We start from the raw sequence: 14,066 nt of genomic DNA on the forward strand, positions 1-14,066 counted from the left end.
GGCGGCGTCGAGGGTCGCCGCCGTCCAGCGCAGGTCGAGCCCGGCGGCGGCGGCCTTGGGCGGCGGCGTCGGCGACGACCGCGAGCGCGCCCGTGTCCGGGCCGGCGGGACGGGCGAGGCGCTCGGCGACCGGGTACGGGACGGCCCAGTATCCGGCGGCGCGGCACAGTGCGGCCGCGGCCTCCAGGTCGGCGGCGTCGCCGCGCGGGTCGAGTTCCCACGCGCCGAGCTCCGCCAGGACGGGCGTCACCCGTTCGGCCCGCCGCGCGGGTTCGCGTTCGGCCAGCCGGACGAGTTCGTCCCCGCCCGCGGACTCGATCGCCCGCATCGCCTGCCGTCCGTACTCGGCGGCCTCGTCGCTCGGTTCGATGTTCACGATGCCGCCAGCAGGGCTCGGGCCAGCAGGATGCGCTGGACGTCGATGCTTCCGGACGCGACGGTCGACGCGTGCGAGTACCTGCGGTGGTCCTCGACTTCGAGGCGGAACCAGGCGGCCTCCGCGGAATCGTCGGTGCCGGTGTACTCGGCGATCTCCGCGAGGACGTCCGCGCTCTCCTGGTCGAGCCTGGTCACCGCGATCCGGTAGGCCGCGGCGTCGTTCGGCCTGACCCGGCCCTCCTGCTGCGTGGCGATCACCCGGTAGGCGAGCAGGCGCGCGCGGCGGCAGTGCGTCAGCATCCGCGCCCACCGGACGCGCAGCTCGGCGGGCAGGGCGTCCCAGGCGTCGCCGAGGACGCGCGGCGCGTCCTGGAGCAGCCGCTCGCAGCGCGCGTAGCGGGCGATGCCGACCCGTTCGAACGACAGGACCTCCTGGACGACCGTCCAGCCGTCGCCGGCCTCGCCCAGCACCGCGCCCGCGCCGACCCGCACGTCGTCGAAGAACACCTCGTTGAGGTGGTGCGGGCCCATCAGGGTGTCGATCGGCCGGACCTCGACGCCGGGGGCGTCCATCGGCACGAGGAAGATCGTCAGGCCCTGCTGCCTGCGTTCGCGCCGGCCGGTGCGGGCGAGCAGGAAGCACCACTGCGCCATGGTGGCGTAGGACGTCCAGACCTTCTGCCCGGAGATCACCCATTCGTCGCCGTCGCGGCGGGCCGACGTGCGCAGCGCCGCCAGGTCGGAACCGGCGTCGGGCTCGCTGAAGCCCTGGCACCAGATGACCTCGCCGCGGGCGATCGGCGGCAGGTGCGCGTTCCGCTGCTCCGCGGTGCCGTGCCGCATGATCGTCGGCCCGACCCAGTTGACGCCCATGTACTGCGCGCCGCGCGGCTCGTGGTGGGCCCACATCTCCTCGCGGACGACCGTCTGCTCCCAGATCGAGGCGTCGCGTCCGCCGTACTCCCGCGGCCAGGCCGGGCAGAGCAGGCCGCGTTCGGCGAGCAGGCGGCAGAACTTCTGCGCGGTCTCGAGGTCGGCCGGGTCGTCGGTGAAGGCCCCGAGATAGCCGGGCGGGACGTGCTCGGCCACCAGTTCCCGCAGTTCGCCGCGGAGCGCGGCGGCGTCCGGCCCCATCGTGAAGTCCATGTACCGTACGGTAAGTTAACCTTATAAGGATTGCAATACTCGCAATCCAATGCGGGACAGTATACTCAGGCACATGCACAGGGATTCCGGGGAGCCGACTGCGTGACGCCCATCCGACGAACGCGCGTCCCGCAGCGCCGCATCGCGGAGACCGTCGCCGACGAGCTGCGCGGCCGGATCCTCGCCGGAGACGACGCCTACCGGCTCCCGACCCAGGACCAGCTCGTCCAGGAGTTCGGCGTCAGCTACCCCTCGATCCGGGAGGCGCTGCGGATCCTGGAGACCGAGGGCCTGGTGACGGTCCGGCGCGGCAACGTCGGCGGCGCCGAGGTGCACCGCCCCGACGGCGCGTCCGCCGCGTACCACCTCGGGCTCGCCCTCCAGGGCGGACGGGTGACGCTGCGCGACCTCGCCGAGGGGCTGCAGACGCTCGAACCGATGTGCGCCGCCGAGTGCGCGCGCCGTCCCGACCGCGCGGACACGGTCGTCCCCGCGCTGACCGCCAACATCGAGGCGTGCTCGGAGCTGGTCGGCGACGGCGTCGCCTTCACCCGCACCGCCCGCGAGTTCCACGACCTGCTGGTGTCGTTCACGCCGAACGCGACGGTCCGCTACATCGTCAGCAGCCTCGTCGCCCTGTGGTCGGCGCAGGAGGAGACGTGGGCGGAGGCGCTCGCGCGGCGCGGCGAGTACCCGTCGCGGGAGGAGGCGGAGAGCGTCGTCGGCATCCACGGCCGGGTCCGCGACGAGATCGCCGCCGGGCGCCACCGGGAGGCCGGGCGGCTGGCCCGCGCCCACCTCGCCGCCACCCAGAAGCTCCTCCTGGACCGCTTCGACGACGACGTGGTCAACGCCTCGTCCGCGCAGGCGCGCCAGGCGATGCAGGCGAGCCGCGGCACGCACATCTAACGCGCGGTCCAGCCGCCGTCGACGACGATCGTCTGCCCGGTGACGTAGCTTCCGGCGTCCCCGGCGAGCCAGACGACGGCGCCGACGACGTCGTCCGGGGCGCCCTCCTTGGGCAGCGGGGTGTTGCGGCGCAGGTACTCGGCGCCGCGCTCGCTGCCGTAGAGCGGGCCGGTGATCTCGCTGCGGAAGAACCCGGGCGCGACCGTGTTCACCCGGATCGAGTGCCGCGCCCACTGCACCGCCAGCTCGGCCGTCAGCCCCGACAGTCCCGCCTTGCTCGCCGCGTAGGACGCCTGCGGGATGCCGGGCACGCCGACCCGGCCGCTGATGGACGAGACGTTGACGATCGTCCCGCGCCCCGCGTCGCGCATGTGCGGGAAGACGGCCTGCGCGAGCACCATCGGCGCCACCAGGTTCAGGTCCATGGTGCGGCGGACGGCGTCGAGCGGCTCGGCCTCGGCGCGCTCCTCGGTGAACATGCCGCCCGCCGCGTTGACGAGGATCTCCGGCGGCCCGAGCTTCCCGGCCGCCGCCTCGACGACCGAGCCCGCGCGGCCGGGATCGGACAGGTCGCACGCGACGGCGAGGCCCCCGATCCGTTCGGCGAGCGCGTCGAGCCGGTCGCGGCGGCGGGCCACCACGGCGACCCGCGCGCCGAGCGCGGCGAGCGAGTCCCACCGCCGCGCCCAGGCCGGACGACGCCCCGGTCACGATCGCGACCCGCCCGTCCAGCCCGAACATCCGGGCGGCCGCGTCCCCGGCCGCGGTCCCGTTCATCGACCCGTCCACTCGTGCGCTCCCGTCTCGCGGTGCCGTTCGACCAGGTCCGGCAGCCCGGCACGCTGCACCTTGCCCATCGCGTTCACCGGCAGCGCCTCGACCCGGACCCAGATCTCCGGGACCTTGTACGGCGCGAGTTCGCGGCGGCAGGCGGCGGCGAGCGCCGCGACGTCGGGCGCGGGGCCGGGGCCTTCCAGCACGGCGGCCACCCGCTGCCCGAGCCGGTCGTCGGGCACCCCGCACACCGCGACCCCGCCGACGCCGGGATGCGCGCCGAGGACCCGCTCCACTTCGAGCGGGTAGACGTTCGCGCCGCCCCGCACGATGACGAGCTTCTTGCGGTCGAGGACGCTCACCCACCCGTCCGCGTCGACGGTCCCGATGTCGCCGGTGGGGACGGGGCCGGTGCCGGCCGGGCGGACGCGGCCGTCCTCCCAGTACCCGAGCATCGGCCGCCACTCGTCCGCCCACGGCCCGTCGGCCGTCCCGGCCAGCCGCAGCTCGCCGAGCCCGCCGGGCGGCAGCCGGTGGCCCGCGTCGTCGTAGGCCGCGGCGTCGAAGTACGGGAGCAGCCGCCCGCTCGTCCGCGGGCGCCACTCGTCTCCCGGCGGGTCGATCGACACGACGGTCGGCGCCTCGGTCAGTCCGTAGGTGACACGCGGGACGAGCCCGTGCGTTTCCGCGAACGCGCGGCGCACCGCGTCCGAGGTGTCGCTGCCGCCGCTCCACACCTCGCGCAGCGAGCCGAGGTCGAGGTCGGGGCGTCCGGCGAGGTCGTAGAGCTGCGCGGGGGCGGCGTTCCACACCGTGACGCGGTGCCCGGCGATCCACGCGGCGACGCCCTCGACGTCGCGCCGGTCCATCACGATCGAGCAGCCGCCCGCCTGCGCGGTGAGCAGCGTCGACAGCACCATGAGGTTCAGGATCGTCAGCGGGAAGCTGTCGCCCTTGCGCAGGTCGGGGCCCCATCCCCGCGTCTGGACGAGGGCCCGGCCGGGCAGCAGCAGGTTGCGCTGGCTGTGCACGACGGCCTTGGGCCGCCCGGACGTCCCGCTGGTGAAGGCGATGCCCGCGGGCGCGCCCGCGTCCAGGTCGACCGGCGGCGCCTCCGCACCGCGTTCGAGGAGGCCGGTCCACCGGTCGGGGTCGACGCGGCCGTCCGCGGTGACGCGGCAGCGCGGCCCGGCCAGCAGGACGGCCGGGTCGCACAGGTCGTGCAGGTCGCGCTGCTCCCCTTCGGCGAGGGCCTCCCCGACCCCGGCCCAGATCGCGCCGATCCGCTGCGCGCCGTGGAACGCCGCGACGATGTCGAGGTCGTTGGGCAGGCAGGCCGCGACCCGGTCGCCCGGCCGCGCCCCGAGGGACCAGAGCGCGCCCGCGGCGCGGCGGGCCCGGTCGTCGAGCTCGGCGTACGTCCAGGCGCCGGAGGCGGCCTCGACGGCGGTCGCGTGCGGACGCTCCGCGAGTGCGGCGTCCAGGACCCGGGCGATCGTCTGGCGGCTGCTCACGAGATGTTGATATCACTATCCTTACAAGTATTCTACCTATAGTCCCGATCAGGCCGTTCCGAACAGAAGCGGCGGAGGCTCGAAAGCATGAAGCACACAGGCCCGCTGTCCGGGGTGCGCGTCGTCGACCTGACGGCGATGGTCATGGGCCCCTACTGCACGCAGATCATGGCCGACATGGGAGCGGACGTCATCAAGGTCGAGCCCCCCGCGGGCGACAACACCCGCTACATCTCGGTGGGGCCCGAACCGGGCATGGCGGGCGTCTTCGTCAACGTCAACCGCGGCAAGCGCAGCGTCGTGCTCGACCTGCGCACCGCCGAGGGCGCGGACGCCCTGCGCGGCCTCGTCCGGACGAGCGACGTGTTCGTCCACTCGATGCGCGCCCGCGCGATCGCCGCGCTCGGCTTCGGCTACGCGGACGTGTCCGCGCTCAACCCGTCCATCGTCTACACCAACTGCTACGGCTACGGGCGGCGCGGCCCGGACGCGGCCTCACCGCCTACGACGACACCATCCAGGCCGAGTGCGGGCTGCCTGCGGCGCAGGAGATGCTGACCGGCGAGCCCGGCTACGCGGCCACGATCATGGCGGACAAGGTGGCCGGGATGACGGCCCTGTACGCCACGATGATGGCGCTCTTCCACCGCGAGCGGACCGGCGAGGGGCAGGAGGTCGAGGTCGCGATGTTCGAGACCATGGCCTCGTTCATGCTGGTCGAGCACGCCAACGGCGCGATGTTCACCCCTCCCCTGGGCCCCGCGAACTACCCGCGCGCGGTGACGCCGAACCGCAGGCCGTACCGCACGAAGGACGGGCACGTCTCCGCGCTCGTCTACAACGACAAGCAGTGGACGGCGTTCGTCCGGGCCGTGCGGCCGCCCTGGGCGGACGAGCGGTTCGCCACCCTCGAACAGCGCGCGCGCCGGATCGACACCGTGTACGCGCTGCTGGAGGAGACGTTCCTGGAACGCACCACGAACGAATGGCTCGAACTGCTGCGGTCCCTCGACATTCCCGCCGCGCCCGTCCGCACCCTCGACGAACTCTTCGACAACCCCCACCTGAACGAGGCCGGTTTCTTCGAGACGGTCGACACCCCGAACGGCCCGGTGCGCTTCCCCGGCGCGCCCGCCTGGTTCTCGCGGACGCCCGGGCGCGTCGCCGGTCCGGCGCCCCGCCTCGGCGCCCACACCGGCGAGGTACTGGACGAACTCGGCCGAACCTGATTAGGGAGATCATGGACTTCACGCTCACCGACGACCAGCGCGGCATCCGGGACGCGGTGCTCGAACACTGCTCGCGGTTCCCCGACGACTACTGGCTCCAGCGCGACCACGAGGGCGTCTTCCCCCACGACTTCCACAAGTCGATGGCGGAGTCCGGCTGGCTCGGCGTCGCGATGCCGGAAGACGTCGGCGGCGGCGGACTCGGCATCACCGAGGCGGCGATCATGATGCAGGCCGTCGCCGAGTCCGGCGGCGGGATGGCGGCCGCGTCGAGCGTCCACGGCCCGGTGTTCAGCATGCAGCCGGTGAACCTGTTCGGCACCGACGAGCAGCGGCGCCGGATGATCCCGCCCGTCCTCACCGGCGAGCACCGCATCTGCTTCGCGGTGACCGAACCCGACGCCGGGCTCGACACCACCCGCCTGCGGACCCGCGCGCGGCGCCGCGACGGCGGCTACCTGGTGAACGGCGAGAAGATCTGGATCTCCGTCGCGCAGGTGGCGGACAAGATGATGCTGCTCGCCCGCACCACGCCGCTCGACGAGGTGAAGCGCAAGACCGACGGGCTGTCCCTCTTCTTCACCGACCTCGACCGGTCGAAGATCGAGGTCCGCAAGATCGACAAGATGGGCCGGCACGCCGTCGACTCGAACATGCTGTTCATCTCCGACCTGTGGATCCCGGAAGAGGACCGGATCGGAGCGGAGGGCGACGGCTTCAAGCTCATCCTCCACGGGCTCAACCCGGAACGGATCCTGCTCGCCGCCGAAGCCGCCGGGCTCGGCCGCGCCGCGATCGACCGCGCCGCCCGCTACGCGAACGAACGCGTCGTCTTCGACCGTCCGATCGGGATGAACCAGGGCATCGCGCACCCGCTCGCCAAGTGCTGGGCCCAACTGGAGGCCGCGAACCTGATGATCATGAAGGCCGCCACGATGTTCGACCAGGGGAAGGACTGCGGCGTCGAGGCGAACACCGCCAAGTACCTGGCCGCCGAGGCCGGGTTCGAGGCGTGCCACACCGCGATGCTGACGCTCGGCGGCATGGGCTACGCGCAGGAGTACCACGTCGAGCGCTACCTGCGGGAGATCCTCATCCCCCGCACCGCGCCGGTCAGCCCCCACATGATCTTGAACTTCCTGTCGGAGAAGGTCCTCGGCCTGCCCAGGTCCTACTGAGAAGACGGAGAACGAATGTTCAGCGCACGTTCCTGGCTGTTCGCCCCGGGCGACAGCGAGCGGAAGATGGAGAAGGCCGCCGCGGGCCCGGCGGACGTCGTCCTCCTCGACCTGGAGGACGCCGTCGCCGAGGAAGCGAAACCCGCGGCCCGCACCGCGGTCGCGTCCTTCCTCGCGTCCCGTCCGGAGGACGAGCGCGAACGGCTGTGGGTGCGGATCAACCCCCTCGACGGCCCGCACGCCCTCGCCGACCTCGCGGCGATCGTCCCGTCCCGGCCCGGCGGCGTGATGCTGCCCAAAGCCCGGGGGCGCGCGGACGTCGAGGCACTCGACCACTACCTGTCGGCGCTGGAGGTGTCGGCGGGCGCCCCGCAAGGATCGACCCGGGTCATCGCCCTGGTCACCGAGACCGCCGAGGGCATGTTCACCACCGGCACGTACAAGGACGCGCCGAGGCTCGCGGCCATGACGTGGGGCGCCGAGGACCTCGCCGACGCCGTCGGCGCGACCGAGAACCGCACCCCGGACGGCGAGTACGGCTTCACCTACGAACTCGCCCGCAGCCTGTGCCTCCTCGGCGCGTCCGCCGCCGGGGTCGCCCCGATCGAGACGATCCAGGGCGACTTCCGCGACCTCGACGGGCTCCGGCGCCGGGCCGCGCGCGTCCGCCGCGACGGCTACCGGGGGATGCTCGCCATCCACCCCGACCAGGTCCCCGTCATCAACGAGGCGTTCACCCCCACCGAACAAGAGCTGGCGGACGCCCGGGAGATCGTCGACCTGTTCGCCGCCGACCCCGGCGCGGGCGTCATCGCCCACAAGGGCGCGATGCTCGACCGTCCGCACCTCGCCCGCGCCCAGGCGCTGCTGGCCGCCGGGGGACGCGCGTGAAACCGGACCTCGCGGCGGTGCTGCGGCCCGGCGACCGGATCGTCATCGGGCAGGCGTGCGGCGAGCCGACCACGCTGATCGAGGCGCTGATCGACCAGGGCGCGGCCGTCGGCGGGCTCTCCGCCTTCATCGCGACGAGCTTCTCCGGCCTGTTCACCACCGAAGCCACCGACGCCTTCGCGCTCTCCAGCATGGGCGCGATCGGCACCCTGCGAACCCTCACGAAGGCGCACCGGCTCGGCGTGATCCCCTGCCACGTCAGCCAGGTCGGCCCGATGGTCGAGGCGGGGATCATCGGCTGCGACGTCGCGTTCGTCCAGGTCAGCCCACCCGACAAGGACGGGAACCACAGCTTCGGGCTCATCAGCGACTACGTGCGGGCCGCCGTCGCGAAGGCCCGCGTCGTCGTCGCGGAGGTGAACGACCAGGTGCCGTCCACGCACGGCGAACTCCTGCACGCGTCCGAGATCGACCTCGCGGTGCACGTCTCGCGCCCACCGGTCGAAGTGCCGCCCGCGCGCATCACCGAGACCGACGAGGCCATCGCGAAGCACGCCGCCGCGTACATCGGGGACGGCGCGGTCGTGCAGACCGGCGTCGGCGCCGTCCCCGACGCGATGCTCCGCCTGCTGCACGACCGCCGCGACCTCGGCGTCCACTCCGGGATGCTGGGCGACGGGCTGGTCGAACTGATCGAGGCGGGCGCCGTCACCAACGCGCGCAAACGCATCGACCCGGGCGTCTCCATCACCGGCGCCCTCATCGGCACCCGCCGCCTCTACGAGTTCGCCCACCGCAACCCGCTGATCCGCATGACCCCGACGTCCTACACCCACGACGCCGGGGTGCTGTCGCAGCTCGACCGCCTCGTCACGATCAACTCCGCGATGGAAGTCGACCTGACCGGACAGGTGAACGCCGAACAGAGCGGCGCGTCCTACGTCGGCGGCACCGGCGGCCAGGTCGACTTCGTCCGCGCCGGAGCCCGCTCGCCGGGCGGCCGGGCCATCACCGCACTGCCCGCCACCGCCCGGGGCGGCACGATCAGCCGGATCACGTCCGCGCTGTCCGGCCCCGTCACCACCGCGCGCAGCGACGTCGACGTGATCGTCACCGAGTTCGGCGCCGCCGAGCTGAAGGGCCGCACCCTCGCCGAACGCACCCGCCGCCTCATCGCCATCGCCCACCCCGACTTCCAGGAGGACTTGGAGCGCGAAGCGCACACCATCCGGCGGCGGGGGTTCTGATTCGTTCCTGAAGTACCGCGGCACGTCCTGCGGACGCCAGCCGGACCGGAACGGTCATCGGGTCTTGGCGGGACGGGGGGTGGTGTCGGTCGTCCGGTCGGCGACGGCGTTGACGGCGGCGGCGATGGTGTCGGGATGCTTGGCGACCATCCGGCTGTGGTTGGAGGGGACGGTGGCGAAGACGGTGACGTTGGGATGGGCGGCGAGGACGGGGTCGAGGTTGGCGCGCATCGTGCGGACCTCTTCCTCGGTGGCGCCCATGTGCGCGCCGGTGGCCTTGATGAACGCGACCGGGCACGTGATGCGGGTGTAGTCGTCGCCGAATCCGGCGAGCACCTCGTTGAACTCGATGTTGGCCTCGGCGGCCTGGGCCGCGGACATGCGCGAGCCGAGGCCGAGCGCGGCCAGGATCTTGATGGGGACGGCGTTGCGCCGGAACAGCTTGCGGACCTTGGCGCGGAAGGCGTCGTCGATGGGGTCCATGGGGTAGCCGCCGTCGACGCAGACCACACCGGCGACCCGGTCGGGGTGCCGGGCGGCGTAGCGGACGGCGAGTGCGGCGCCGTGCGACCAGCCGGCGAGGATCGGCCGCCGCAGTCCGGTGGCGTCCAGGACGGCGGTGATGTCGTCCAGGCAGCCGGCGAAGGAGTAGTCGCCGGAGGTGCCGGACTTGCCGCGGGCGCGCCCGTCGAAGGTGACCACCTGGTACCTGCCGGTCAGCAGGGGCAGCAGCCCCTTCCAGTAGCGCTGGGTGGCGTACATTCCGTTGAGCAGCAGCACCGGCCGGCCGGAGCCCTCGGTGTCGTTGCAGTCCAGGACGGTGTCGGCGACGGGGACCTTGAGGTTGCGGGACATGCCTGTCCTCCAGTGATGTGTGTCGGTTCGGGGTCGGAACGCGTTGCGAGCGGTCCTGCCGGCCGGTCGCCGGCTCAGCTCGTGGTCGGGGGGATCCACTCGGTGAGCTGGATCGTCACGCCGTTGGGGTCGCTGAGCCGCATCGTCAGCTCCCCCCAGGGTTCCCGCCGGAGCGGGACGGTGATGGCGGCGCCTTCGCGGCGCAGCCGCCGGTACTCGGCGGCGAGGCCGGTGACGGCGAACACCACGGTCGCGTCCGCCGGTCCCCGCCCCGGCCGCCATCGCTCGGCGTCGCGTTCGGTCAGGATCAGGTCGACGGCCGCGTCGTCACGGCCCAGCGCGATGAATCCGTCGCCGGTCAGGGTTTCGCGGAAGCCGAGGTGGCCGGTGAAGAACCGGCTGGAAGCGGCCGGATCGTCAACGGTCACCGAAACCGCGGAGGAGACGATGTTCACGCCGCGGCACCAGAAAAGGACACGTTCCCATTCACCTCCCGGCAGGGCGTGTTCTTCGGACGGAACAAGCATCGTCTCGGGCGGTGGCGCCGATCAACGGCGGCTTTCGCAACGGTCGTTGACCGCTGGTCAACGTCCCGGCCGGGCAGGGGTCCCAGCTCGCGAACCACGCGGGCCAGGGCGCGGATCATGTCGTTCTCCGCCTCGCTGCGCCACACCAGCCCGTACGGGAGCGCCTCCATGTCCGTGACGGGCAGGTACACGATGCCCGGGCGCGGGTAATAGAGCTCCACGTGAGCCGGGAAGAGAGAAACCGTTTCTCCCATGGCCGTGTGCAGCAAGGTGTCTTCGATGTTGTTCACGACGGCCGTACGTTCGATCGGCCGGCTCTTCGGAGTGATTCCGGGAACGAAGCGTTCGAACCACCCGGCGGGCACCGGATCGACGGTGATGTGCCGGTAGTCGCCGACCGCCTCCAGAGAGGCCGTGGACCATTTGGCCAGGGGGTTGTCGGCCGCCACGGCCAGAACCCTGGGCTCGGCGAACAGCACGGGGCCCATGGTCAGGTCGGGCTCGTCCACCGGCGGCCAGGTGACCAGGACGTCGACGTCCCCGTTGCGCAGCTGGGCGAACGGATCCGCATAAGCCGACACCCGCAGCCGCAGCTCCCACTGCGGATAGGCGGAACGGAAGGTCTCCCAGTACCGGCGCAGCTCCTGATGGTTGACGGGGAACAGGCTGACCCGAAGCGTGCCGGTCTTGCCCCGGGCCGCCAGCCGGGCCCGCTCCAGGCTCTGGGCCAAGCCCTGATGCAGCTCGCGCAGGTCGTCGCGGAGCTGCTCCCCTACCGGCGTCAGCCGCACGTTGCGGCTGTCCGGCGCGACAGCTCGACACCGATCGCCCGTTCCTGTTTCTTGAGCGACTTGCTGACCGCCGCCACCGACACGTGCAGCCGCTCCGCGGTCCGGCCGAAGTGCAACTCCTCGGCGAGGGTCAGGAAGATCTCGATGTCACGCAGCTCCACCCGGCCCCTCTCCATCGACCCCGGCCGTCAAGATTGCCCATTCCGGGCACGAGCATGATACGTCGGCCGTGGGTGCACTTTTTGATCACACGGTCGACGACGCGCCTGCATACCGACGTCGCGCATAGCGCCGATCCTCAACTCCCGCCGCGCTCTTCCCGGTAACGCGCGTACTCGCGGACGAGCAGTTGGGACGGCATCGCGGGCCACCGGCTGAGCGCACCGTTATGACGGTCCACGATCAACACGGGGCTGAGGTCGTCGGCCACGATCTCGGTGGGCCGCACGATGAAGCCGTCCCGGAACTCCTCGACCGACACCGGGCGCGCACCGAGACGGGCGTCCGCCCGCCGCCACGCCTCCGCCCGGTCGATGGGCACCGGACGGACGGCGTAGGCGGTGAGGACGTCGACGACCCCGTGCAGCGTCCGGCACTCGGGCGTCCCGCACCCCCGGCAGACGGGGTCGCCGTACGGGTCGTCCCCGGCCCGGTGCGCCGAGAGGACACAGGTCAGCGCCGCCGTGCACCCCAGCACGAGCCGCCGAGCGTCCCGAACGAACTCCCGCGTGTAGGGATCGAGCCGCGCGTCCCCCAGCTCACGCTCGATGCTTCGGTCGTCCGCGCGCATCGCGGCCGACATCGCGGCGTGGACCCGCTGGTGAACCTGGGCGTGCGTCCAGGCCGCCGGACGCCTCACGCCGACCACTCCCCCGCGAAGAGCGCCGCGACCGTGCGTCCCTGGTCGTTGCCGTACCAGCCCCAGCTCGCGGCGGTGAGCGCGATGGTGCACAGGCCGCGCCCCGACTCGTCCAGGTCGTCCGCCCGGCGACACACCGGCTCGCCCGGCCCGCCCTGGTCGGTGACGGCGACGCGCACGCCCCCGCGCCCGTGCAGCAGCTCGACGGCGAACCGTCCGCCGCCCTGCCCGGACTTGGTGTGCCGGAGCGCGTTCACGACGAGTTCGTCGGCGGCCAGCAGGACGTCGTCGAGGTAGGGGCAGTCGGCCAGCAGGCAGCGGACGAACCGCCGCACCGCACGGGCCTGCTCGGGACCGCCGGGGAACGAGCGCCGCCACCGCAGCGGCGCGGACTCGGCGTCCAGCAAGAACGGAAACATGATCACCTCGGTTCGGACGAAGAACGAAGTTGCGGATCGATCGGGTAACCCCTCGTCCACGAGCCCATCGTCACAGCACGTCGCCGAATGAGCACGGAAAATCCGCCTGCGCGCGCCGATCCACACAAGCCGTCCGTTCACGTACCGCCACCGCACGAGCCGGAGCCGCACGTGCAGAACCCGCACGTGCAGATTTGCCTCTCACGCGCGAACCACGGCCCCACGGCGACCATGCGGCGTTACATTGCCAACACGGACAACTGCATACGGTTACCGAACATCAGCACTCCCCCCGCGGAACCTTGGGAGGCGACCTTGCACAGCCCCTACGTACGCCGCCGCCGACTGGCGACCGAACTCCGCAAGGCCCGCGAAGCACGGGAGATGACCACCGACGACGTCGGCCGGCTCATCTACCAGTGCCGCACCAAGATCACACGACTCGAAAACGCTCAAGTCCGTCCCGACCTCCACGACGTCATGGACATCCTCGACGCCCTCGACATCACCGACGCCAAACGCGACCGGCTCATCCGCCTCACCCGCGACGCCGGGGAGAAGCGCTGGTGGGACCGTTTCGGCGAGTCCATGGGTCCCCGCCAGAAGCTCTACGCCGACCTGGAGTCCGCGCCGACACCATTCGCAGCTACAACCAGACGGGCATGCCCGCCGCCCTGCAAACACCCGAGTTCATCGAAGCGCTCGTCGAACTCGACGCGTGCCAGGGAACGCTCGCCTACCGCCCCGAGCGCATGGCCGAGGCCCGAGAACACCGCCAGAAACGACTTCTGTCACCCGACGGCCCCACCTACGCCGCCGTCCTGGACGAAACCATGATCCACCGACTCGCGGTCCCGCCCCAGGTGATGGCCGCCCAGCTCAGCCGCCTCATCGACATGGTCACGACCAACGAGAAAATCACCATCCAGGTGCTCCCCAACAACGTTCGCATCCCCGGAGGACTCCTACCGCAGGCGTCGTTCTCGCTCTATACGTTCCCCGAGCCCGGCGATTCGGCCTTGGCGGTCGTCGACACCGTCACCACGGATATCGTCCTGACCAAGCGCAACGAACTCGCCACCTACACCGAGTTGTACGAGCGAGTCCATGAGGCCGCACTATCCCCCGAGGACAGTCTCAGCTTCTTCAGTCGGGTAGCCGCCCGACTCACCGACGGGGCAGGATCGGACGCATGACCAAGCATTACACCGGCTGGCGCAAATCACACCACAGCAACCCCAATGGTGATTGCGTCGAGGTGGCCCAAGCCGCAGACGGGACGATCGGCGTCCGCGACTCCAAGGCACTCCCCGCCGCCCCCATCCTCGAACTCACCCGCGCCGAGTGGA

The 14,066-nt window shown here is 71.9% G+C and carries 14 protein-coding genes and 4 pseudogenes; 8 read left to right on the forward strand and 10 right to left on the reverse strand.

Annotated elements, in window-relative coordinates:
- Window positions 1-376, reverse strand: a pseudogene (locus BJF79_RS17040) (hypothetical protein); the annotation flags it as partial.
- A complete protein-coding gene (locus tag BJF79_RS17045; protein WP_075898663.1) occupies window positions 373-1,524 on the reverse strand; it encodes an acyl-CoA dehydrogenase family protein in 1,152 nt (383 codons plus the stop codon). The gene BJF79_RS17045 and the pseudogene BJF79_RS17040, both read right to left, overlap by 4 nt.
- A 102-nt stretch (window positions 1,525-1,626) precedes the next feature.
- On the opposite strand from BJF79_RS17045, the gene BJF79_RS17050 reads away from it, so the two are divergent.
- Window positions 1,627-2,433 carry a FadR/GntR family transcriptional regulator gene (locus BJF79_RS17050; RefSeq protein WP_075898665.1) on the forward strand — a complete coding sequence of 269 codons (807 nt, stop codon included), beginning with the start codon at window positions 1,627-1,629 and terminating at the stop codon, window positions 2,431-2,433.
- Here BJF79_RS17050 and BJF79_RS17055 read toward each other — a convergent pair.
- Both BJF79_RS17055 and BJF79_RS17060 read right to left on the reverse strand, forming a co-directional pair.
- Window positions 2,430-3,092: pseudogene (locus tag BJF79_RS17055) on the reverse strand (SDR family NAD(P)-dependent oxidoreductase); the annotation flags it as partial. The gene BJF79_RS17050 and the pseudogene BJF79_RS17055 overlap by 4 nt on opposite strands.
- A 114-nt stretch (window positions 3,093-3,206) precedes the next feature.
- Window positions 3,207-4,721 (reverse strand): class I adenylate-forming enzyme family protein, encoded by a 1,515-nt coding sequence (locus tag BJF79_RS17060; RefSeq protein WP_075898667.1) that lies wholly within the window; start codon window positions 4,719-4,721, stop codon window positions 3,207-3,209.
- A gap of 144 nt (window positions 4,722-4,865) precedes the next feature.
- On the opposite strand from BJF79_RS17060, the pseudogene BJF79_RS17065 reads away from it, so the two are divergent.
- The 4 genes and pseudogenes from BJF79_RS17065 to BJF79_RS17080 all read left to right on the forward strand — a co-directional run bounded on the left by BJF79_RS17065 (window position 4,866) and on the right by BJF79_RS17080 (window position 9,266).
- A pseudogene (locus BJF79_RS17065) lies at window positions 4,866-5,950 on the forward strand (CaiB/BaiF CoA transferase family protein).
- Window positions 5,951-5,961: 11 nt separating this feature from the next.
- Entirely contained in the window at window positions 5,962-7,128 is a 1,167-nt protein-coding gene (locus BJF79_RS17070) for an acyl-CoA dehydrogenase family protein (RefSeq protein WP_075898669.1), read from the forward strand.
- 15 nt (window positions 7,129-7,143) lie between these two features.
- A complete protein-coding gene (locus BJF79_RS17075; protein ID WP_075898671.1) occupies window positions 7,144-8,019 on the forward strand; it encodes an HpcH/HpaI aldolase/citrate lyase family protein in 876 nt (291 codons plus the stop codon).
- Window positions 8,016-9,266 carry an acetyl-CoA hydrolase/transferase family protein gene (locus BJF79_RS17080; RefSeq protein WP_075898673.1) on the forward strand — a complete coding sequence of 417 codons (1,251 nt, stop codon included), beginning with the start codon at window positions 8,016-8,018 and terminating at the stop codon, window positions 9,264-9,266. Before BJF79_RS17075 ends, BJF79_RS17080 begins: the two co-directional genes overlap by 4 nt.
- Window positions 9,267-9,320: 54 nt before the next feature.
- On the opposite strand, the gene BJF79_RS17085 is transcribed toward BJF79_RS17080, so the two are convergent.
- The 6 genes from BJF79_RS17085 to BJF79_RS17110 all read right to left on the reverse strand — a co-directional run bounded on the left by BJF79_RS17085 (window position 9,321) and on the right by BJF79_RS17110 (window position 12,717).
- Window positions 9,321-10,121, reverse strand: a complete 801-nt coding sequence (locus BJF79_RS17085; RefSeq protein WP_075898675.1) for an alpha/beta fold hydrolase — start codon at window positions 10,119-10,121, stop codon at window positions 9,321-9,323.
- A 74-nt stretch (window positions 10,122-10,195) separates the two neighbouring features.
- A complete protein-coding gene (locus BJF79_RS17090; protein ID WP_262402153.1) occupies window positions 10,196-10,549 on the reverse strand; it encodes a VOC family protein in 354 nt (117 codons plus the stop codon).
- Window positions 10,550-10,572: 23 nt separating this feature from the next.
- The gene (locus BJF79_RS17095; RefSeq protein WP_075898679.1) at window positions 10,573-11,439 is read right to left on the reverse strand and encodes a LysR family transcriptional regulator; all 867 of its coding nucleotides are present in this window, start codon (window positions 11,437-11,439) and stop codon (window positions 10,573-10,575) included.
- Window positions 11,430-11,600, reverse strand: a complete 171-nt coding sequence (locus BJF79_RS60345) for a LysR family transcriptional regulator (protein ID WP_262402154.1) — start codon at window positions 11,598-11,600, stop codon at window positions 11,430-11,432. Before BJF79_RS60345 ends, BJF79_RS17095 begins: the two co-directional genes overlap by 10 nt.
- 137 nt (window positions 11,601-11,737) lie before the next feature.
- A complete protein-coding gene (locus BJF79_RS17105) occupies window positions 11,738-12,298 on the reverse strand; it encodes a hypothetical protein (RefSeq protein ID WP_143219984.1) in 561 nt (186 codons plus the stop codon).
- Window positions 12,295-12,717 (reverse strand): ATP-binding protein, encoded by a 423-nt coding sequence (locus BJF79_RS17110; protein WP_075898683.1) that lies wholly within the window; start codon window positions 12,715-12,717, stop codon window positions 12,295-12,297. Before BJF79_RS17110 ends, BJF79_RS17105 begins: the two co-directional genes overlap by 4 nt.
- A 384-nt stretch (window positions 12,718-13,101) precedes the next feature.
- Here BJF79_RS17110 and BJF79_RS60350 point away from each other — a divergent pair.
- The 3 genes and pseudogenes from BJF79_RS60350 to BJF79_RS17120 form a co-directional block, all read left to right on the forward strand.
- Window positions 13,102-13,188, forward strand: a pseudogene (locus BJF79_RS60350) (hypothetical protein); the annotation flags it as partial.
- Window positions 13,189-13,379: 191 nt separating this feature from the next.
- The gene (locus BJF79_RS60355; protein ID WP_262402155.1) at window positions 13,380-13,913 is read left to right on the forward strand and encodes a DUF5753 domain-containing protein; all 534 of its coding nucleotides are present in this window, start codon (window positions 13,380-13,382) and stop codon (window positions 13,911-13,913) included.
- Window positions 13,910-14,066 (forward strand): DUF397 domain-containing protein (locus tag BJF79_RS17120; protein ID WP_075898685.1); only part of this gene is annotated, 157 nt, incomplete at its 3' end. The genes BJF79_RS60355 and BJF79_RS17120, both read left to right, overlap by 4 nt.

This window comes from Actinomadura sp. CNU-125 (assembly GCF_001942465.1).
In the GTDB taxonomy this organism is placed as follows: domain Bacteria; phylum Actinomycetota; class Actinomycetes; order Streptosporangiales; family Streptosporangiaceae; genus Spirillospora.